The 21,688-nt window shown below is 42.6% G+C and carries 18 protein-coding genes; all 18 read left to right on the top strand.

Going from position 1 to position 21,688, the window contains the following annotated elements:
* Positions 1–687: a phosphoribosylformylglycinamidine synthase subunit PurQ gene (purQ, locus tag MKX55_RS07975; RefSeq protein ID WP_339183853.1), complete on the top strand. Its 687-nt coding sequence runs from the start codon at positions 1–3 to the stop codon at positions 685–687.
* Positions 671–2,899 carry a phosphoribosylformylglycinamidine synthase subunit PurL gene (gene purL / locus MKX55_RS07980; protein ID WP_339237442.1) on the top strand — a complete coding sequence of 743 codons (2,229 nt, stop codon included), beginning with the start codon at positions 671–673 and terminating at the stop codon, positions 2,897–2,899. The genes purQ and purL overlap by 17 nt, the downstream gene beginning before the upstream one ends.
* Positions 2,875–4,281 (top strand): amidophosphoribosyltransferase, encoded by a 1,407-nt coding sequence (gene purF / locus MKX55_RS07985; RefSeq protein WP_193063875.1) that lies wholly within the window; start codon positions 2,875–2,877, stop codon positions 4,279–4,281. Before purL ends, purF begins: the two co-directional genes overlap by 25 nt.
* A 58-nt stretch (positions 4,282–4,339) precedes the next feature.
* A complete protein-coding gene (purM, locus tag MKX55_RS07990) occupies positions 4,340–5,359 on the top strand; it encodes a phosphoribosylformylglycinamidine cyclo-ligase (protein ID WP_339237444.1) in 1,020 nt (339 codons plus the stop codon).
* Positions 5,356–5,931: a phosphoribosylglycinamide formyltransferase gene (gene purN / locus MKX55_RS07995; protein ID WP_339237446.1), complete on the top strand. Its 576-nt coding sequence runs from the start codon at positions 5,356–5,358 to the stop codon at positions 5,929–5,931. Before purM ends, purN begins: the two co-directional genes overlap by 4 nt.
* Positions 5,931–7,463, top strand: coding sequence for a bifunctional phosphoribosylaminoimidazolecarboxamide formyltransferase/IMP cyclohydrolase (gene purH / locus MKX55_RS08000; protein ID WP_339237448.1), 1,533 nt, complete (start codon positions 5,931–5,933; stop codon positions 7,461–7,463). Before purN ends, purH begins: the two co-directional genes overlap by 1 nt.
* Positions 7,464–7,544: 81 nt before the next feature.
* Entirely contained in the window at positions 7,545–8,789 is a 1,245-nt protein-coding gene (gene purD / locus MKX55_RS08005; protein WP_339237451.1) for a phosphoribosylamine--glycine ligase, read from the top strand.
* A 174-nt stretch (positions 8,790–8,963) separates the two neighbouring features.
* Complete coding sequence (locus MKX55_RS08010; RefSeq protein WP_339237453.1) at positions 8,964–10,055, top strand: glycerol dehydrogenase; 1,092 nt, start codon at positions 8,964–8,966, stop codon at positions 10,053–10,055.
* A 177-nt stretch (positions 10,056–10,232) separates the two neighbouring features.
* Positions 10,233–10,910: a GntR family transcriptional regulator gene (locus MKX55_RS08015; RefSeq protein WP_339237456.1), complete on the top strand. Its 678-nt coding sequence runs from the start codon at positions 10,233–10,235 to the stop codon at positions 10,908–10,910.
* The gene (locus MKX55_RS08020) at positions 10,907–12,109 is read left to right on the top strand and encodes a CaiB/BaiF CoA-transferase family protein (RefSeq protein ID WP_339237459.1); all 1,203 of its coding nucleotides are present in this window, start codon (positions 10,907–10,909) and stop codon (positions 12,107–12,109) included. The genes MKX55_RS08015 and MKX55_RS08020 overlap by 4 nt, the downstream gene beginning before the upstream one ends.
* Positions 12,109–13,020 carry a hydroxymethylglutaryl-CoA lyase gene (locus tag MKX55_RS08025; RefSeq protein ID WP_339237462.1) on the top strand — a complete coding sequence of 304 codons (912 nt, stop codon included), beginning with the start codon at positions 12,109–12,111 and terminating at the stop codon, positions 13,018–13,020. Before MKX55_RS08020 ends, MKX55_RS08025 begins: the two co-directional genes overlap by 1 nt.
* A complete protein-coding gene (locus tag MKX55_RS08030; protein ID WP_339237464.1) occupies positions 13,017–14,048 on the top strand; it encodes a DctP family TRAP transporter solute-binding subunit in 1,032 nt (343 codons plus the stop codon). Before MKX55_RS08025 ends, MKX55_RS08030 begins: the two co-directional genes overlap by 4 nt.
* Positions 14,049–14,080: 32 nt before the next feature.
* Entirely contained in the window at positions 14,081–14,578 is a 498-nt protein-coding gene (locus tag MKX55_RS08035; RefSeq protein ID WP_339237466.1) for a TRAP transporter small permease, read from the top strand.
* Positions 14,575–15,849, top strand: coding sequence for a TRAP transporter large permease (locus tag MKX55_RS08040; protein WP_339237468.1), 1,275 nt, complete (start codon positions 14,575–14,577; stop codon positions 15,847–15,849). Before MKX55_RS08035 ends, MKX55_RS08040 begins: the two co-directional genes overlap by 4 nt.
* Positions 15,850–16,240: 391 nt before the next feature.
* Entirely contained in the window at positions 16,241–17,968 is a 1,728-nt protein-coding gene (locus tag MKX55_RS08045; RefSeq protein ID WP_339237471.1) for an adenine deaminase C-terminal domain-containing protein, read from the top strand.
* A gap of 138 nt (positions 17,969–18,106) precedes the next feature.
* Positions 18,107–18,430 (top strand): YerC/YecD family TrpR-related protein, encoded by a 324-nt coding sequence (locus MKX55_RS08050; RefSeq protein ID WP_042533048.1) that lies wholly within the window; start codon positions 18,107–18,109, stop codon positions 18,428–18,430.
* Between the two features lie 280 nt (positions 18,431–18,710).
* Positions 18,711–19,403: a heptaprenylglyceryl phosphate synthase gene (locus MKX55_RS08055; RefSeq protein ID WP_289584866.1), complete on the top strand. Its 693-nt coding sequence runs from the start codon at positions 18,711–18,713 to the stop codon at positions 19,401–19,403.
* Positions 19,404–19,435: 32 nt separating this feature from the next.
* On the top strand, positions 19,436–21,682 hold the full coding sequence (gene pcrA / locus MKX55_RS08060) for a DNA helicase PcrA (protein WP_339237473.1): 2,247 nt from the start codon (positions 19,436–19,438) through the stop codon (positions 21,680–21,682).
* Positions 21,683–21,688 lie beyond the last annotated feature (6 nt).

Below are 21,688 nucleotides of genomic sequence, written 5' to 3' on the forward strand. Positions count from 1 at the left end.
GTGAAGGTAGCTGTGATTGTTTTTCCGGGTTCTAATTGTGACAGGGACATGTACCATGCAGCTGGAGAGGTTGCAGGTGCTGAAGCCAGCCTTGTCTGGTATACAGATACGCATTTGTTAGATGAAGTGGATGGCATTCTGATTCCGGGCGGTTTTTCTTATGGAGATTATTTACGGTCTGGTTCGATGGCATCTACATCAGATATTATGAACAAGATTCGAGAGCATGCGGAAAAAGGCAAGCCTGTACTGGGGATTTGCAATGGATTTCAGATATTGACGGAAGCAGGCCTCCTGCCGGGAGCATTAATGCGCAATAAAAATCTTTCGTTTATGTGTCATCAGGAGGAATTGGTTGTCGAGGATAATGAGACGGTTTTTACAACGTTATATGATAAGAACGAGGTTGTTAGTTTTCCAATCGCTCATGGAGAAGGCAACTATTTCTGTGATGAGGAAACGTTACAGAAATTAAAGGACAATAATCAAATCGTATTCACTTATAAAAACAATCCAAATGGCTCTGTCGAGGATATTGCCGGTATTCGCAATAAAGCAGGTAATGTGCTGGGTATGATGCCGCATCCGGAACGGGCAGTGGAGGCATTATTAGGAAGTGAAGACGGCTTAAGGCTATTTCAATCTATGATCGCGAATTGGAGGAGCAGCAATGCAGTTAACGCATAATATAGATTCAGAGAAAATTGAACAAGACCGATTGTATCAGGATATGGGTTTAAGTGATGAAGAGTTTGAGAAAATCAAAACGATCCTTGGACGTCGTCCGAATTTTACGGAGACAGGCATCTTTTCTGTTATGTGGTCAGAGCATTGCAGCTATAAAACATCCAAGCCTCTCTTAAGAAAGTTCCCGACAGAAGGTCCAAATGTTTTGCAGGGACCTGGAGAAGGTGCAGGAGTCATTGATATTGGCGACGAGCAGGCAGTTGTTTTCAAGGTGGAAAGTCATAATCATCCCTCCGCTGTTGAGCCGTATCAGGGAGCAGCAACCGGCGTCGGCGGCATTATCCGTGATGTATTCTCCATGGGAGCACGTCCGATTGCGTTAATGAACTCTTTGCGCTTTGGTCCGTTAACCACGAACCGTACCAAGTATCTATTTTCCGAGGTTGTTGCCGGGATTGCCGGTTATGGAAACTGTGTCGGTGTTCCAACTGTCGGCGGAGAGGTACAATTTGATGACAGCTATGAAGATAATCCGCTTGTCAATGCCATGTGTGTGGGACTGATCAATCATGATGAAGTACAAAAAGGAATTGCTGCGGGGATCGGCAATACGATTTTGTATGCAGGACCGCCAACAGGGAGAGACGGCATTCATGGCGCGACCTTTGCCTCGGATGATTTAGCAGAGGATTCCAACAAAGACCGCCCTGCTGTACAAGTCGGCGATCCGTTTATGGAAAAATTGCTGATTGAAGCATGTATGGAGGTCATTCATTCTGACGCACTTGTCGGCATGCAGGATATGGGAGCTGCCGGCTTAACCTCTTCTGCCAGTGAAATGGCGAGTAAAGCAGGAACCGGACTGGAAATGAACTTAGATCTTGTACCGCAGCGCGAGCAAAATATGACTGCTTATGAAATGATGCTGTCTGAGTCACAGGAACGGATGCTTCTTTGCGTGAAAGCTGGCCGTGAACAAGAAATCATAGCTATTTTTGAAAAGTACGGTTTGAAATCTGTTCCAGTCGGAAAGGTTATCGAGGAAAAAGTATTCCGTATCAAGCATCACGATGAAATCGTGGCAGATATTCCGGTGGATTCTTTGGCGGATGATGCACCCGTGTATCATATGCCATCGAAGGAAGCCCAGTACTATCAGGATTTCCAGCAGATTGATGTCCAAACACCAGCTGTGGGTCATCATGGAGAAACGTTGAAACAATTACTGCAGCGTCCGACGATTGCCAGTAAAGAGTGGGTCTATGACCAATACGATTCCATGGTGCAGACCAATACCGTTGTTACACCTGGTTCTGATGCAGCAGTCGTTCGTATCAAGGGGACAGACAAAGCCTTGGCTATCACAACGGATTGTAATTCCCGCTATATTTATTTAGACCCGGAAGAAGGCGGAAAGATTGCTGTTGCGGAAGCAGCCCGCAATATTGTCTGCTCCGGAGCGAAGCCATTAGGTCTTACAGATGGATTGAATTTCGGTAATCCGACAAATCCGGAAATCTTCTGGCAAATGGAAAAAAGCGTTGATGGAATGAGTGCGGCCTGTAAAGCATTACAAACGCCGGTTATCAGCGGAAATGTTTCCTTATATAATCAGTCCAAAGGGAAATCGATTTATCCGACACCGGTTGTCGGCATGGTTGGCTTGCATGAATCTACGGCGCATATTACGCCAAGCTTTTTCCAAAAAGCCGGCGACAGTATTTATCTTATCGGGGAAACGAAAAATGAATTTGGCGGCAGTGAATTGCAATTTATCCAGGATGGAAAATATGAAGGAAAAGCACCGCATCTGGATTTAACGATTGAAGCGGAACGTCAGGAAAAACTGCTCTCTTTAATCAGGCAGGGTAAAATCCAATCTGCGCATGACCTTGCAGAGGGCGGGCTAGGAGTTGCATTAGCGGAATCATTATTCTCCAGTGAAGAGCTGGGTGCAGAAGTGACACTTTCAGGAGATGCAACGGTTGCGTTATTCAGTGAAACCCAATCACGTTTTCTTGTTACCGTAAAGCCGGAGCATCAGGCCGCTTTGGAAGATGTATTTGCGGATGCAGTTAAACTTGGTGAAGTAACAGCAGATAATCAGCTAACTATCATGGCAAATAACGAGATGATTCTACAGGAAGATGCAGCAGCGTTAAAAGCACTTTGGAAGGGAGCTATTCCATGCTTGCTGAAATCAAAGGCATAAACGAGGAATGCGGTGTATTCGGAATTTGGGGACATGAGAAAGCAGCAGAATTAACCTATTATGGGCTGCATTCGATGCAGCATCGCGGGCAGGAAGGTGCCGGGATTGTTGTCAGCAAAGATAAGGAATTAACCGGCTATAAACAGCTTGGACTGGTTAATGATGTTTTTAAGCAAGTAAAATTTGATGATTTAAACGGAAAAATTGCTTTAGGGCATGTAAGGTATGCTACCCAGGGCGGAAAAGGGCTGGAAAATGTACAGCCCCTTCTTTTCCAGTCACTTACCAGCGGGATGGCTTTAGCACATAATGGAAATTTAATGAATGCTACCGCATTGCGTGAGGAGCTTGAAAAAGAGGGAAGCATTTTTCAAACGACCTCCGATACAGAAGTGTTAGCTCATTTAATGAAACGAAGCGGAGAGGTCACGGAAGCAACCATATCGGAAGCGCTCAACCGTGTCAAAGGTGCTTACGCCTACCTTATTTTAGAGGATGATACCTTATACGCTGCGCTGGACCCGGCTGGAATCAGACCACTTTCTATTGGAAGAATAGGAGAAGCGTATGTCGTTGCCTCGGAAACATGTGCTTTCGATCAAATCGGTGCAACCTTTGAGCGGGAGGTATTGCCGGGTGAATTAATAAAAATTAACCAAGACGGTCTTACTTCCTTCCGGTTTGCTCCGCGCGGCAAGAGACAAATGTGTGCGATGGAATATGTCTATCTTTCCAGACCGGATAGTGATTTAAATTATGTCAATGTCCATGCATCCCGGAAACGGATGGGAAAAGAGCTGGCTAAGGAAGCGCCGGTTGATGCAGATTTAGTGATAGGAGTACCGGATTCCAGTATTTCAGCTGCCATTGGCTACGCAGAGGAAAGCAAGCTGCCTTATGAAATGGGAATTATCAAAAATCGTTACGTTGGAAGAACGTTTATCCAGCCCTCCCAGGAGCTGAGAGAGCTTGGTGTAAAGATGAAGCTGTCTCCAGTCCGCGGAATTGTAGAGGGAAAACGTGTCATTATGATTGATGATTCGATTGTTCGTGGAACAACAAGCAGACGAATTGTAAAAATGTTAAAGGATGCTGGTGCAAAGGAAGTTCATGTACGGATTGCTTCTCCAGCGATAACAGACCCTTGTTATTATGGAATCGATATGTCTACGAAGGAAGAACTGATTGGAGCAAACAACAGTATTGAAGAAATTGGAGAAATCATTGGGGCAGACAGTATCGCTTATCTGTCTGAAGAAGGCTTAGAGAATGCCATCGTCAAAGATAAAACGATCAATCAAGGTGTCTGCATGGCTTGTATGACAGGCTTGTACCCAGTTGCTCCGGCTGATGAGAAAGAAATGGACATATCAAACTGCTAGAAGTGGGTGTTCCATTTGAAGCCACACTAGAATCAAAACCATGTTGGAGGGCGAAAAGATGTCAGATGTTTATAAACAAGCTGGTGTAGATGTTGAAAAAGGCTATGAAGCAGTAAAGCGAATGAAAAAACATATTCAAAAAACACATCGTAAAGAGGTGCTGGGCTCTTTAGGTTCCTTTGCAGGAGCATTTGATTTATCCTCCTTTTCCTATCAAGAGCCTGTCTTGCTTTCCGGGACAGATGGCGTCGGCACCAAATTAAAGCTAGCAATCGAACTGGATAAGCATGATACGGTAGGAATTGATTTAGTAGCGATGTGTGTCAATGATATTGTTGCCCAAGGGGGCGACCCGCTTTTCTTTTTAGATTATATTGCTTGCGGGGAAAATGACCCGGCACGGATCGAAGCGATTGTTTCTGGTGTTGCAGCAGGGTGCCAGGAGGCAGGAGCTGCATTAATCGGCGGTGAGACAGCAGAGATGCCGGGGATGTATGATGCAGATGAATATGATTTAGCTGGTTTTGTGGTAGGTATCGTCGAGAAAGCAGAGATTATTACAGGAAAAACCATTGCAGAGGGAGATACGCTGATTGGCTTCGCTTCGAGCGGAATTCATTCCAATGGCTACTCGCTTGTCCGCAAGCTAATTGAAGGTTTGGATTTTGAAGAAACTCCTGATGGATTATCAAAACCTCTAAGTGAAGCCGTGATGGAACCGACGAAGATTTATGCAAAAGCGGTTCAAGCTATAAAAGAAGAGGTACATATTAAAGGAATTGCACATATTACCGGCGGCGGGTTTGATGAAAATATTCCGCGGATGCTGCCAAATGGCCTTGGAGCAGCAGTACAGGAAGGGGCATGGAATGTTCCTGAGATTTTTCCATTCCTGCAAAAACGAGGAGAAATCGATGCACGTGAGATGTATCGCGTTTTCAATATGGGCATCGGCATGGTCGTAGCTGTATCTAATGAAGAAGCGCAGAAAGCCTGTGATATATTGCAGGAGAACAAGGTCGAAGCAGCAGTTATCGGAGAGGTCATTGCAGGTGAAGGGGTGCAGATTTCTTCATGAAACAGCGGGTTAGTGTGTTTGCATCAGGCACAGGAAGTAATTTTGATGCCATGATGCTGGATGAAAAAATTGCGAGTTCGATCGTGCTGCTTGTTTGTGATAAGCCGGGAGCAGCGGTTATCAAAAAGGCTCAAGGTTATGGTGTCGAGACGCTTGTAGCAGAGCCAAAAAGGTATGCTTCTAAACAGGAGTATGAAAAAGTGATTGCTGAAAAACTGCAGGATTTAGAAGTTGAATGGATTTTCTTAGCAGGCTATATGCGGCTTATCGGAGAGACCTTACTTTCACAATATGAAGGCAGGATTGTTAATATACATCCCTCCCTTTTACCGGACTTTCCTGGGAAAGACGCGATTGGCCAAGCCTATAGAGCCGGTGTTTCCAAGACAGGAGTAACGATTCATTATGTAGATGAGGGCATGGACACCGGCCCAATCATTGCACAGGAAGAAATAGAAAGGCTGCCTGAAGAAACGGAAGAGCAGCTGAAAACGAGAATCCAAGCCGTGGAGCATCGCTTATATCCAAATGTAATCAATCAACTTATGCAGAATGTAACGGAGGAATTATAATGAAAAAACGTGCGCTTATTAGTGTATCTGATAAAACAGGGGTCGCAGAATTTGCAAAAGGACTCGAAGCAAAAGGATTTGAAATCTTATCAACCGGAGGAACCATCCGTTTATTGAAAGAGTCTGGCGTCCAGGCGATTCCGGTAGAGGAAGTAACAAACTTTCCGGAAATGCTTGATGGAAGAGTAAAAACACTGCATCCGATGATTCATGGCGGGCTTTTAGGAAAACGAACCAATGAAGATCATCGTGCGCAAATGGAGGAGCATCATATTGCTCCAATCGATCTTGTAGCTGTTAACCTTTATCCGTTTAAAGAAACAGTTCAAAAATCAGGGGTAACCCATGATGAAATTATTGAAAACATAGATATCGGCGGACCCTCTATGCTTCGTTCTGCAGCGAAAAACTTTGCAGATGTCTTCGTTGTTGCCGACCCGTCTGACTATCCATCTGTTCTGGCAGCATTAGAAACGGAAGCGGACAGTTATGCTTTTCGGCAGCAATTAGCAGCGAAAGTATTCCGTCATACAGCACATTATGATGCGATGATTGCAGCTTATTTCCAAACACAGACAGAAGAAGTATTTCCAGAAACATATACCGTAACTTATGAAAAGGTGCAGGATTTACGTTATGGAGAGAATCCGCATCAGCAGGCAGCTTTTTACAAAGCACCTATTCAAAATGCAGCAACCTTGGCAACTGCCAACCAGCTGCATGGCAAGGAGCTTTCTTATAATAATATTCAGGATACCAATGCAGCATTAGAAATTTTGCGAGACTATAATGACCCTGCTGCCGTGGCGGTCAAGCATATGAATCCATGCGGCATCGGTATTGGGGAAACATTGGCAGAAGCATTTGGACGTACGTATGAAGCGGATCCTGTTTCTATTTTTGGAGGGATTGTAGCCTGCAATCGTCCGGTTGATGTACAGACAGCAGAGCAGCTTTCTTCAATCTTCTTAGAAATCGTCGTTGCACCTTCTTTTGAGGCGGATGCACTTGCTTTACTAACAGAGAAGAAAAATATCCGTCTCTTAGAATTGGATGTTTCGAATCAGCAGGCTGACCAAAAACGGATGACCACCGTTGACGGTGGAGTTCTTATCCAGGATTTAGATGTCAAAGAAGTGACGAACGAGGACTTAGAAGTGGTAACGGAAAAGCAGCCGACTGAAGCAGAAATAGCTGATTTACTATTCGCTTGGAAAGCTGTGAAACATGTGAAATCAAATGCAATCGTGCTTGCAAAGGATGCACAGACCATTGGTGTGGGCGCCGGTCAGATGAACCGGATCGGAGCAGCAGAGATTGCCATTAAACAGGCTGGAGATAAAGCGAAAGGAGCTGTGCTTGCATCAGATGCCTTCTTCCCGATGCCGGATACCGTAGAAGCAGCAGCTAAAGCCGGTGTCACAGCGATTATTCAGCCGGGCGGTTCCAAACGCGATCAAGATTCGATTGATGTATGTAATCAATATGGGATTGCGATGGTGACTACAGCTGTTCGTCATTTTAAACATTAATATAGAGCTCCTGTATTTCTTCTTAATTCGTTTATGCAGGAGCTTTTTAGCAGGTAAGAAGCTGAAAACGGAGGGGAAGCTATGAAAATATTAGTTGTAGGACGCGGCGGCAGAGAGCATAGTATCATCAAAAAGTTAAAGGAAAACCCGCAGTTAGACAAGATTTATGTTGCTCCTGGAAATGCCGGCATGGAAGAAGAAGCCGAATGTGTTCCCATTGATGAAATGAACATCGAAGAACTGGCAGCTTTTGCAAAAGAAGCGGCAATTGATTTAACGGTTGTTGGGCCTGAGAATCCGTTAAATGCCGGAATTACCAACCGGTTTCAACAGGAAAACCTCGCTGTTTTTGCACCCACACAAGAAGCTGCATGGCTGGAAGGCAGTAAAAGCTTTGCAAAGGATTTTATGAAAAAATATGAGATCCCTACTGCTTCTTACGGCGTTTATCAGGATGCTGAAGAGGCGAAAAAGAGAATTGTGGAAACTGGCGCTCCTATTGTAATCAAAGCAGATGGTTTAGCAGCAGGAAAAGGTGTTATTGTGGCGATGACAGAGGAGGAAGCTGTTCAGGCAATCGATGATATGCTTGTGGACAAAGCATTTGATCAGGCCGGTTCCACCGTAGTTATTGAAGAATATTTAGAGGGCGCTGAATTCTCTTTAATGGCATTTGTCCATGAGGATAAGGTCTATCCAATGATGGCAGCAAGAGACCATAAACGGGCTTTTGATCATGATGAAGGTCCGAATACAGGCGGTATGGGAGCTTTTGCGCCGATTCCGGATTTGAAGGCAGAAGATTATCAGTTCGCTGTTGAACAGATTTTAGAGAAAACAGCAGCAGGAATGCTGGAAGAGGGCAGACCATTCACGGGGATTCTATATGCGGGCCTAATGATGACGGAAAACGGCCCCAAAGTAATTGAGTTCAATACACGTTTTGGCGATCCGGAAACGCAGGTCGTTCTTCCTTTATTGAAGAATGATCTAGTTCAGGTCCTGCAGGATGTAATAGCGAAAAAAAATCCAAATTTAGAATGGCATAAGGAAGCATGCGTCGGTGTTGTGCTTGCATCGGAAGGATATCCTGGAGCGTACAATAAAGGAAATGAGCTTCCGCGTTTTGAAGATACCGAAGACACCTATATTATTCATGCCGGAACAAAAAAGACAGATGGAAAGCTTGTCAATGACGGAGGCAGAGTGCTCCTGATCGGCGGACGTGCAGACACACTTTCACAGGCTGCAGACAAAGTATATCAGCAGCTGGATAAAGCAGAACTGAATGGTAACTTTTTTTACCGGAGCGATATTGCTAAATAAAGATATAAAAATGCAAAGGACGGAAACCTCCTTTGCATTTTTTATTTTGCCTTTTAAAAGGTGTGACGACAAAATATTGCTATTTTCTGAATATGAGATGCAAGGATATTCTGTTGTTTTGGTAATCCAAATGATGGGTATAATAAAGGGAAATATAAGTATTGGAGAGATTAGATGTCTAACGTTATTTTTACTTCACCTAGCAAATACGTACAAGGAAAAGGAGCTTTAAACGAGCTTGGCAAATATGTTGAAGCAGTTGGGAAAAAGCCGTTAATTATATCTGATGACGTAGTTTGGGAGATAACGGAGGAAACGGTCGAGAGCAGTCTGAAAGATGTAAATATCGATTTTCATTTTGTTCCATTTAATGGCGAAGCCTCTTTAACAGAAATCAGCCGCATAGCAGAAGAAGGTAATAAAGCAGAGGCCGACTTTATCATCGGTGTCGGAGGAGGAAAAACACTAGATACAGCAAAAGCCGTTGCGGATGAGCTGGAAGTAAGTGTTGTTATTGTTCCTTCGACTGCATCAACAGACGCACCGACAAGTGCATTATCTGTTATTTATAACGATGAGGGTGTATTTGAATCCTATAAGTTTTACAATAAAAACCCGGAATTAGTGCTGGTAGATACGAAAGTAGTAGCTGGTGCACCAGCCCGTCTGTTTGCTTCTGGAATAGCTGATGCCATGGCAACATGGGTGGAAGCAAGAGCGACGATTAAAAGTAATGGAGAAGCAATGGCAGGAGGAAAGACGAGCATTGCTGCACGTGCTATTGCAGAAGCCTGTGAGAAAACATTATTTGCTTACGGAAAAGCAGCATATAAGGCAGTGGAAAAAAATCTGGTGACAAAGCAAGTGGAAGCGGTCGTGGAAGCAAATACTCTCTTATCCGGACTTGGATTTGAGAGCGGCGGATTAGCTGCTGCACATGCTATCCATAATGGTTTTACCGTACTGGATGGAGATATTCATCATCTGACTCATGGTGAGAAGGTTGCTTATGGTACGCTGACACAGCTTGTACTGGAGTTGCATCCAGAACAGGAAATCCAAAAATACATCGATTTTTATCAGTCATTAGGCCTGCCGACGACCTTGGAAGAAATGCATTTGGACGAAGTATCCTATGAAGATTTACAAAAGGTTGGAGCTGCAGCAACACAAGAAGGCGAAACCATGGGCAACCTGTCTGAAGAAATCACTGCCGATGATGTTGCCCAAGCTATTTTAGCGGTGGATCAGTTAAGTAAAAAGTAACTGTATGTTTACAATAATTGAATTAGTTTAAAGAAGCTCTGCACCCAGTTATGGATGCAGAGTTTTCTTATTTTCTCTGAATGAAGAAAAATCTGCATTTTTATCTTTGAAATAGTTTGACTTTTTATTTTTATTGTAATAATATGAACGAATGAACTTGCATACTGTATACAAGAGGTGATCGTTATCGTAGAAATTGTAAAGAAAACCTTAAAAAGCCAAGTATACGATTACTTGAGAGAGCAAATTATTGTCGGAAAATTCAAACCTGGAGAAAGATTAATAGAAGAAAAGATAGGAGAAGCATTAAATGTTAGCAGGAGTCCCATCCGTGAATCGATACGGATGCTGGAAAAAGAGGGATTTCTGAATTTATCAAAAACCGGCGGTGTTACAGTTGTAGAGCCTTCTCTTACAGATTTTAGGTATTTATACGAATGCCGGATAGAGATGGAGTCGCTTGCTGCTTATTATGCTGCTGTCAGACGGACAGATGAACAGCTGCGCTTGATGAGGCAGGAAGTGGAAAATACTGCCCACCATAAAGAAAAGCAGGATGACAATGAAAAACATGTTACGGTAGCTTTTCACGATATTATTATTGAAGCCAGCGCGAATCCTTTTCTCATATCCATGCTTGGGACACTGCGCGGGGTGAATAGTTTTTATCGGGAAGTCATTGTGGATAAAGACCCGACACATAGAGAAACCGCATTTACTGATCATGAGCAAATATGGGAGGCCATTGCCAGGAAGGATGCAGATGCTGCAAAAGAATTAATGAAACAGCATATTGAAAGAGATTTTACACACTTTCTGAATTTGAATAGAGACGAGTTGGAGGGATTAGAGTGAGTAAGAAAAAGCCTCTTGAGGGAATTAGGGTATTAGAATTAGGAAATATTGTAGCTGCTCCTTTTGCGGGGAAATTATTCTCTGAATTTGGAGCAGAAGTGATTAAAGTAGAAGAACCGAAAAATGGTGATCCGCTCAGAAACTGGAGAGTCATGTACAAGGATACATCCGTTTGGTGGCATGTTCAATCACGAAATAAAAAGTCGATTACTGTCAATCTTCGTGAGGCGGAAGGACAGGAAATCATTAAAAATCTGACAAAAAACGCGGATGTCGTTTTGGAGAATTTTAAACCAGGTACGCTGGAGAGATGGGGGCTAGGCTATGAGACCCTTAAGAAAGTAAATCCTTCTATCGTATTAACGCGAATATCCGGCTATGGTCAGACAGGACCTTATCGGGAAAAAGCCGGGTTTGGAAGCGTCGCAGAAGCGGTTGGGGGTCTGAGGTATTTAACTGGATACCCGGATTTACCGCCAGTTCGGGTCGGGATTGCTATTGGAGATATGGTTGCCGGACTATATGCTGTTATTGGTACATTGATGGCGCTGCGGGTTCGGGACCGGGACGAGGAAAGAAAGGGACAGGAAGTGGATGTGGCTCTTTATGAATCTGTATTCAGCCTATTGGAAGGGATGCTTCCGGAGTTTGATTTAACAGGGGAGATTCGCGAGAGAACAGGAAGTACGCTGCCGGGAGTTGCTCCGTCTAATTCCTACCTGTGTGCGGATGGCTCTTATGTCATTATCGGCGGAAACGGAGACCGGATCTTCCAGCGTCTGATGACAACCATCGGAAGAGAGGATATGGCAGCAGATTCAAACTATGCTACGAACCAAGACAGAGTGAATAATGTGGAATATATTGATAACGTTATTGAATCGTGGACGAAACAGCATACAATCAAAGAGGTGCAGCGGATTTTAGATGAAGCTTCTGTTCCAGTCAGCCCGATTTATAGTATCAAGGATATTATCGAGGACGTACATTACCAATCCAGAGACATGATTCAGGAAATTGAGCTGGATGACGGCCAAAAAATAAAGACTCCAGGTATTGTTCCAAAACTTTCGGAAACGCCGGGTGAAATTGAAGCAAATGGACCGGTACTCGGCCAGCATAATGAGGAAATCTACAAGGAATTTCTAAACTTCTCCTATGAGGATTTTAAAAGGTTAAAAGAGGGAGGAATTATCTGATGGCTCAGGTCACTATTATTGATGTAAGTCCGCGTGACGGGCTGCAAATAGAACCGAAAAATATTTCTACAGAAGAGAAAGCAAAGCTTATCCATAAGCTGACAGAAGCAGGAATTAAAAAAATTGAGGCTGCCTCTTTTGTTCACCCGAAAAAGGTTCCGCAGATGGCCGACGCAGAAGCGTTATTAGAGCAGCTCCGTTCCAATAAGAATGTGCTGCCCATTGCATTGATTCCTAATCAAAGGGGATTTATGCGAGCAAGTGAGTTTCCGCATTTAGAACTGAATTGGGCAGCTTCTGCAACAGAAACCTTCAGCGATAAAAATTTAGGAATGACGATCGAGAGAAATTTCGAAATGTTTAAAGAAGTGGCGGGGGAAGCAAAATCAAAAGGAATGGAGATTTGCTTCTCGATTGCGGTCAGTTTTGGATGTCCCTATGAAGGGCATGTAGAGGAAGAAAAAGTGCTTGAATTGGTAAAAAAAGCGGTACAGGCCGGAGCAGACAGAATTGGAATTGCGGATACAATTGGCATTGCAACACCAGATGCTGTGGATCGTTTGTTCAAAAAAGTATTAGAGTTGACAGGAGATACGAAGGTTTCTTTCCATATTCATGATACCAGAGGTTTGGGAGCAGCGAATGCGTATGCCGCGTATTCAGCAGGAGTACGAATGTTTGAAACAGCTGTAAGCGGAATTGGCGGATGTCCATTTGCTCCAGGATCAGCGGGGAACCTGGCAACGGAAGATTTAGTATATCTATTTGAGCGGATGGGAGTTAGAACAGGAGTGGATGTCAACAAGCTGTTCGAGGCTGCTGATTTTGCAGCAAGTCTTTCTTCCAAAACACCTCTGGGAAGAATTCGCCATTTAGACAGAGAGCGCACGATAAAGGAGATGATAAAATGAAGAGGTTACGTCACCTTTCTTTTCTGTTAGTTCTTACAGGAATTATTTTAGCAGCCTGCAGCAACGATGACGAGGTCTCGAAAGGAGCAGGAGCAAGCGAAGAGGAATATGAACCGGCGACCATCCGATTAGCTTATAACCTGCCATCAGGTCATCATATTTCAGAAGGAATAGAAGAATTTGCCAAAAAAATAGAAGAGGAATCAAACGGTCAGATAGACATGCAGGTTTTTGCGAATGGACAGCTGCTGTCTGATACAGATATGAACCAATCTCTTTTAACAGGCGGTGTGGAAATGGGAATGAACTCGTCTACAATCTGGTCTTCCACGGTGCCTGCTATGGGTGTATTTGATGTCCCTTATGTATTTGAGACATATGAGGAAGTAGGGGAAGCGTTGAATGGTGAATTTGGAGATATACTTCGATCAGAAATGGAAGATGTAGGCGTGAAAGTGTTAATGTTTGGTGATTATGGTTTTGGACAATTTGCGAATAATAAACGCCCGCTGGAATCACCAGAAGATTTTAGAGGCTTGAAAATCCGCAGTGTAGGAACACTCCCTTCTGAGTTAATTCAAGCTTATGACGCATCTCCTGTGTTTATGGGAGGCGGAGAAGTATATATGGGATTGCAAAGACAAACCGTAGATGGAGCAACATCTGGAACAACAGCAATGGTTCAGCGCAGTTATGATGAAGTGACAGATTATTTGACGATAAATAATTATACTTATTTTGAGTTTATTCTAGGCGTGAACCAAGATTTTTGGGATGAATTGCCTGAAAATACACAAACATTGATTGAAGATACTGCCAGCGAAACGGAGGAATGGATTCGCGAGCAGACAAAATTAGAAGATGAAAAGACACTCCAAGTGTTGAAGGACCGGGGAATGGAAGTATATGAAGTACCTGCTGAAGAACTCGACATATGGAAAGAAGCGGCAATGCCGGTACGGAAAATATTTGAGGAAGAAGCGGGAGAAGCAGTCATAGAATTATTAGATATGGTAGATGACGAATAAAAGTTGCTCATCACTTGGAAGGGAGTTATAGCATGAATAAAGTATATGAATTTTCTGATTTATTAATTAAGTATGCAGGATATTTGGCTGGAATTCTAATAATTGCGACAACGCTGATGACGTTTTATGAAGTAATATCCAGATCATTCTTTGATACGCCGACTGCATGGGCAACGGAATTATCTACTTATGCGATTATAGGGAGCTGTTTTTTAGGAACGGCATATGCCGTAAGAACGTACTCGCATATTACGGTAGATTTATTAGTTAATCGGGTGAACGAAACAACTCGTAAGGTATTCGGATATATTTGCAATGTAATAGGATTACTTTTTAGTGTTCTATTAACATGGTACGGATTCACTCATGTTTTCATGACATTTGAATTAGGAGTTATTTCTACCTCCTTGCTGCGCATACCGATGTATTTACCAGAGTTATTTATTCCGATAGGCGGCGTTTTACTCGTTATCGCATTTATCTTACAGCTGATCGATGGCGGCGTACATAAAGGGGGAGATCATCTATGAATCTATTTTTTGTAGGAGGCTTAGCAACATTCTTACTTATCGGTCTCCCTGTCGCATTTTCTTTAGGGATGCTGGCTGTACTGGGAATGTATTTATTTAATGGCGGGAGTTTTGCTTTTGCACAGATCCCGATTATAGCGTATTCTGCTTTGGATGACTTTACCTTAACAGCTTTGCCGATGTATATATTGATGAGCCAAATCCTTGTTGTGAGCGGTGTAGGCCGGGATTTATATGAAATGGCGAGCAGATGGTTCAGACATTTTCCGGGAGGATTAGGTATAGCGACCGTTTTCTGCTGTGCGATTTTTTCAGCTATTTCCGGATCCAGTGTTGCAACAGCTGTGACAGTAGGTGCTGTGGCCCTGCCGGAAATGGTTCGCCGTGGGTATAAAAAGAAATATGTGCTTGGACTATTGGCAGCCGGCGGTACACTGGGAATTCTTATTCCTCCGAGCGTGCCAATGATTTTATACGGTTCACTTACTGGTGAATCCGTCGGGAAATTATTTATTGCCGGTGTCGTGCCGGGGATTATCTTAACGTTAAGTTTTATGATTTTTTCTTCTATTCAGATGCGCCATATAAAAGAAGAGCCTGCTACATGGGCAGAACGCTGGGAAGCGTCTAAAAAAGCAATTTGGGGATTATTGCTGCCGATTGTGATTATCGGCGGAATCTATTCAGGGATATTTACACCGACAGAAGCAGCTGCCGTCGGCGTGGTATTAGCCTTTCTCGTTGCTATTTTTGTATATCGAAACCTGACAGTTGCTAGTTTGAAAAAGATGATCCTTTCTACAGTTAATACGAGCGCAATGATTCTATTTATTATCATTGGCGCTAAAATGCTCGGTTTTATCTTAACTATTTTACAGATTCCGCAGCAAATTACAGAGGCAGCTACCTCGGCAGATGTCTCTCCGTGGGTAATCTTTATTTTTATTAACATACTATTACTGGTATTAGGAATGTTTTTAGAAACTGTATCCATTCTGGTTATTACGGTGCCAATCCTGTATCCAATTATTACTGCTTTAGGGTTTGATCCGATATGGTTTGCTATTATCATGGTTGTTAATATGGAATTGGCATTAATTACGCCTCCTGTAGGATTAAATCTCTTTGTTTTAAAAGGACTGGATAGAAAGAATTCCATTGCTGAAATTGTAAAAGGCGTGATTCCGTATGCCCTTATTATGATTTTATTTATCATCCTGCTGTGCTTCTTCCCGCAAATTGCAACGTATCTTGTAGAGAATGTACAGTAATTAAAACTCTTTAGAGAGGGAGTTTTAAAGATGCTTTGGACTTGCATTTAATCGTTCTGTCAGATAGTAAATTAACAAAGCGTAGTTTTTACATAATGTGTAGAAACTACGCTGTTTTTTTGTGGAAATGGAATATTAACAGTAAAATCACTGTTTAAAAATCGGGATACCCATAGCACTCGTTGAATCAACGCGAATTTTTTTAATAGGATTATTCATCTAGCCTCCCAGTAGAATTTTGCCAGACCTAAAACTGAAAAGTATAGGATCAACACAAAAATATAAACATAGTATCCATATATGAATATAAGAGAAATAATCAACTTTACTATATTAAAGCGTGACATTATGATAAAATAAAAACAAATGACAAATAGTGGAGAGTTGCTTAATGACATTATGGAGAAATAGGGAATTACGACAGCATATCAATGTAATCGACGGGACGGTTGCCCCTAGTATTGTCTTAACCAATGCAACCTATTTAAATGTATATACAAATCAATGGCTTGAAGCGAATATTTGGATTGATGAGAACAGGATTGTATATGTAGGTGAGAACCTGCCGGAAGAGACAACAGGAACAAATTTTTATGATTGTCAGGGGAAATTTGTAGTGCCAGGCTACATCGAACCGCATGCGCATCCTTTTCAGGCTGCTAATCCGGAAGAAACGGTGATGTATGCTGCGAAAACGGGAACGACGACCTTTGTAAATGATAATTTAACCTGGTATTTGCTGTTAAATAAAAAGAAAACGTTCTCTATGATAAATGCTTTTTCTAAATTGCCGGTAAATATGTTTTGGTGGAATCGTTTTGACAGCCAGACCATACTGAAGGATGATCATGTGTTTAATACGAGAGATGTATTAGATTGGGCAGAGCATCCGCTGGTTATTCAGGGAGGAGAGCTGACGGACTGGCCGAGCCTGCTGACAGGCGGTGATCGTCTGCTGTACTGGATTCAGGAGATGAAGAAGCTGGGCAAGCCGATAGAAGGCCACTTGCCGGGCGCGTCATCCCGCACTCTGACAAAAATGAAGCTTTTCGGCATTTCGAGTGATCATGAATCAATGACGGCGGAGGATGTGTTAAAACGGCTGGAGCTTGGTTATCGTGTCAGTCTTCGTTACTCACCAATCCGTCCAGATTTGCCGGAAATAATTAAAGGCCTTCTCGATAAAGGGTTATCGCAATTTGATAATATGAGTTTTACAATGGATGGACCAACACCAGCCTTTATGGAAGATGGCATAATCAATGTTTGTATTGAGAAAGCAATAGAGAATGGACTGCCTGCAGAAACGGCTTATCGCATGGCGAGCTACCATCCTGCCAGACATTTTAATATGGAGGAAGAATTCGGCAGTATTGCGCCGGGAAGAGTTGCTAATATAAATATCCTTTTAGATAAACAAAATCCGCACCCGGAGAGCGTGATAAGCAAAGGGAAATGGATCAAAAAGGACGGCGAAGCAATTCCTTATCCATCCGTCATTAATTGGGAAGAATTTGATATTACATCAGTTGAATTTGACTGGGAGCTGACGGACGAGGATTTACAGTTTTCGAGTCCAATCGGGATGGATATGGTCAATGATGTGATTATCCAGCCATATACGATTGTATCAGATGTCAGTGCTGATCAGATTCCCTCCAGTAAAAGCGAGCAATTTATTGCATTAATTGATAAGCATGGCAAGTGGCGGGTAAATACAATTATTCGCGGATTTGCTCCGAAGCTCGGTGCGCTGGTCAGCAGTTTTTCAGCTACGGGAGATATTATTCATATTGGTAATTCTAAGAAAGATATCCGTATTGCCGCGAAACGGATGAGAGAGCTGGGCGGAGCAATTGTATTGGTGGACCAGGGAGAGATTTTAGCAGAAATGCCGCTTCCCCTTGGAGGAGTGATGCCGAAGAACGCGATGGAAGAATTGATTCCGATGAACAAGGAAATAAAAAAGGTGTTGAAAGCACACGGATACGCATATGAAGATCCGATTTACAGCCTGTTATTTCTTTCTGCCTTCCACCTGCCTTTCTTCCGTATTACACAGCAGGGATTGCTGGATGTGAAAAAAAGGGAAATTGTAATTCCGGCTACGATGCGTTAGTATAATAAAGTTGTCCTGATGGACGAAAATAAGCTCTTGTTTAGAGAAGGAAGCTTCGTTGGATGAATAAAATACTATTTCCTATTCTTCTTTTCAGAATGGTACAGAGAAGGACAGGAAAAATAAGGGGGAATTGAAGTGCAAATAGATAAGCTACGAGGGGAGCAGCTCGATCAATTGTTTGATGCTATATTATCATTAAAAACGCGTGAGGAGTGTTATCAGTTTTTTGATGATATTGCTACTATGTCAGAAATCCAATCCCTGGCACAACGTTTACGGGTTGCGAAAATGCTGACAGAAGAAAAAACATACAGTGCCATCGAGCAGGAAACAAAAGCTTCCACTGCAACCATCTCCCGAGTGAGACGCTGCATTAACTATGGCAGTGACGGCTATAATTTGGTTTTGAAAAGGCTGCATATCAAAGGAGAAGAAGAAAAAGAAGAATCAGAAGAATAATGCCTAAAAGAGAAATCGAAACTATTGAAGTAAGGCAAATAGTTTCGATTTCTCTTTTTTTATTTTATCGCAGTGTAACTGGCTGGCGTTGTGATTACTCGCCTATCATAAAGCGTTGTGCGTTGAAAAATCCCCACTGAAGGAAGTTTCACTTTATAAACACTATTTTGTAAATAAGTTTTTGCTTAAGATATTGAAAATCTTTACCTTATCCGTTCTATTCATTTGCCGATTTTTGTTATAATAAAGAGATGAATGTAATAATGGAGGATTTGTACTGATTATGAATATAAATGAATGGAAGCATCTGTTTAAATTAGATCCAGCAAAGGAAATATCTGATGAAGATTTAGATAAAATTTGTGAATCAGGGACCGATGCGATTATAGTCGGCGGCACTGATGATGTCACATTAGACGGGGTTTTAGATTTATTATCAAGAATTCGCAGAGCACATATGGTACCGGTGGTTTTGGAAATCTCGAATGAAGAAGCATTGACTCCAGGCTTTGATACTTATTTTGTTCCGATGGTATTGAATTCAAAAGAGAAAAAATATGTGATGGATATACAGCAAAAAGCAATCAAGGAATATATCGACATGATGGAGTACAGTGAGGTATACTTTGAAGGTTATTGCATTTTAAATCCAGAAGCAAAAGCTTTCCGGCATACGAATTGTGAATTGCCCGATATAGAAGATGTAAAGGCATATGCATATATGGCAGAGCATGTTTTTCATCTGCCCATTTTTTATGTGGAATACAGCGGTACCTATGGTGATGCAGAAGTCGTTCGCGAGGTGAAGGCAGAACTTAATGACACCAAGCTTTTCTATGGCGGCGGTATTGAGACAGCGGAGCAGGCCAAAGAGATGAAAGAGTATGCTGATGCAATTATTGTTGGAAACAGTATTTATACGGATATAAAACAAGCACTCAAGACAGTAGCTGCTGTTAAAGAGGATATGTAAAAAGGAGAATAACCAAGGAAGGAAGAGATAAGATGGAGCAAACGCTGGAAGCGATGATAAATACATTAAATCCGGAGCAGCAGAGGGCTGTACGGTATACAGAAGGTCCGCTCTTAATTATGGCAGGGGCCGGAAGCGGGAAAACACGCGTATTGACACATCGAATTGCTTACTTAATGGGAGAGAAGGAAGTAGCTCCCCGAAATATTTTAGCGATTACCTTTACCAATAAAGCGGCAAGAGAAATGAAGGAGCGGGTAGCGAAATTAGTCGGTCCTCAAGGTGAATATATGTGGGTCTCTACATTTCACTCGATGTGTGTCCGGATTTTACGCCGGGACATTGACCGGATTGGATATTCCTCGAACTTTTCCATTTTAGACAGCGCAGATCAATTATCTGTTGTAAAGCAAGTACTTAAAAATCTCAATATTGATCCAAAGAAATTTGATCCCCGGGCGATGCTTGGACAGATTAGTACAGCAAAAAATGAGCTGATTACAGAAGATGAATTTGCGAAGAATGCCGGTAATTTCTATGACCGCCAAGTAGCGCAGATTTATGAAGGCTATCAGAAAATGCTGCGGAAAAATCAGTCCTTAGATTTTGATGACCTGATTATGCAGACGATTCATTTATTTGACCGTGTACCGGAAGTTTTGGAATATTACCAGAGACGGTTCCAATATATTCATGTCGATGAGTATCAGGATACAAACCATGCACAATACTTTCTGGTCAAACAGCTTGCCAAAAGGTATCAAAATCTGTGTGTAGTCGGCGATTCAGACCAGTCTATCTACCGTTGGCGCGGAGCAGATATTACGAATATCCTGTCCTTTGAAAAAGATTACCCGTCAGCGAAAACTGTCATGCTGGAGCAAAATTACCGCTCTACCAAATCGATTTTACTGGCGGCGAATAAAGTAATTGGCAATAACTCTGGACGAAAGCCGAAAAATCTTTGGACGGATAAGGATGACGGAAAAAAGATATCCTATTATAAAGGAGCAACTGAGCAGGAAGAGGCTTTATATATTGCAGATACCATTCAGCAGTTAACTCGGTCAGGCAAATACCAGCCAAGTGACATTGCTATATTGTATCGTACCAATGCACAATCCCGTGCAATTGAGGATACATTTGTCAAATCAGCTATCAGCTATCAAATGGTTGGCGGTACACGCTTCTATGACCGTAAAGAAATCAAGGATATGATTGCTTATTTAAGGTTAATTACGAATCCCGATGATGATATCAGCTTCCAGCGTGTGGTAAATGAACCTAAAAGAGGAATAGGAAAAACATCGATTGAACGCTTGCAAGCATATGCAGCAGAGCATGATATTTCTCTCTTTGAAGCAGTGAAGGAAGTTGATTTCACGGGTGTTTCGAAAAAAGCAGCCAATGCTTTAGCAGGATTCGGTAGCCTTATCAGCTCGCTTACACAGCAGCAGGAGTTTCTGACAGCGACGGATATGGTAGAAGCTGTGCTGGAACGGACCGGCTATGAAGAAATGCTGAATAATGAGCGTTCCATTGAAGCGCAGTCTAGACTGGAGAACTTAGAAGAGTTTAAAACTGTTACACAAGAATTTGAAAAAGCAAGTGAAGAAGACAAAACACTCATCGCCTTTTTAACTGATTTAGCATTGATTGCAGATATTGACCGTGTCGATGAAGAGGATCCGGATCACTTTCAAAAAATCACCCTGATGACATTGCATGCAGCAAAAGGACTGGAGTTCCCTGTCGTTTTCTTAATTGGAATGGAAGAGAATGTATTTCCACACAGCCGCTCGATGTTTGACGAGGAAGAGATGGAGGAGGAACGCCGTCTTGCTTATGTCGGTATTACCAGAGCAGAAGAGGAGCTTTATTTGACGCATGCTCAAATGCGTACTTTATATGGACGTACCAATATGAACCCAATCAGCCGATTTATCAATGAGATTCCGGTGGAATTGATGGACGGCATGGAAACAACCAAAAAATCACCATTTGGCGGAGCTGGCAGCATGCGAAAGAGCTTTGGCTCGAGCCAGAAGCAGGAAGCACCACCGAAGAGACGGGCTGAAAAAATGCAGGCACCTAAGTCCAGCGGAGCAGAATCTAAAAGCTGGTCTGTCGGTGATAAAGCTGCTCATAAAAAATGGGGAACGGGTACGGTTGTAAGAGTACAGGGAGAAGGAGAAAAGCTGGAATTAGATGTAGCATTTCCTGCTCCGGTAGGCATCAAACGTCTTCTTGCAAAATTTGCCCCCATAACAAAGGAGTAAAATGGA

The sequence above is a fragment of the Oceanobacillus sp. FSL W7-1281 genome, from assembly GCF_037969835.1.
GTDB lineage: Bacteria > Bacillota > Bacilli > Bacillales > Amphibacillaceae > Oceanobacillus > Oceanobacillus oncorhynchi.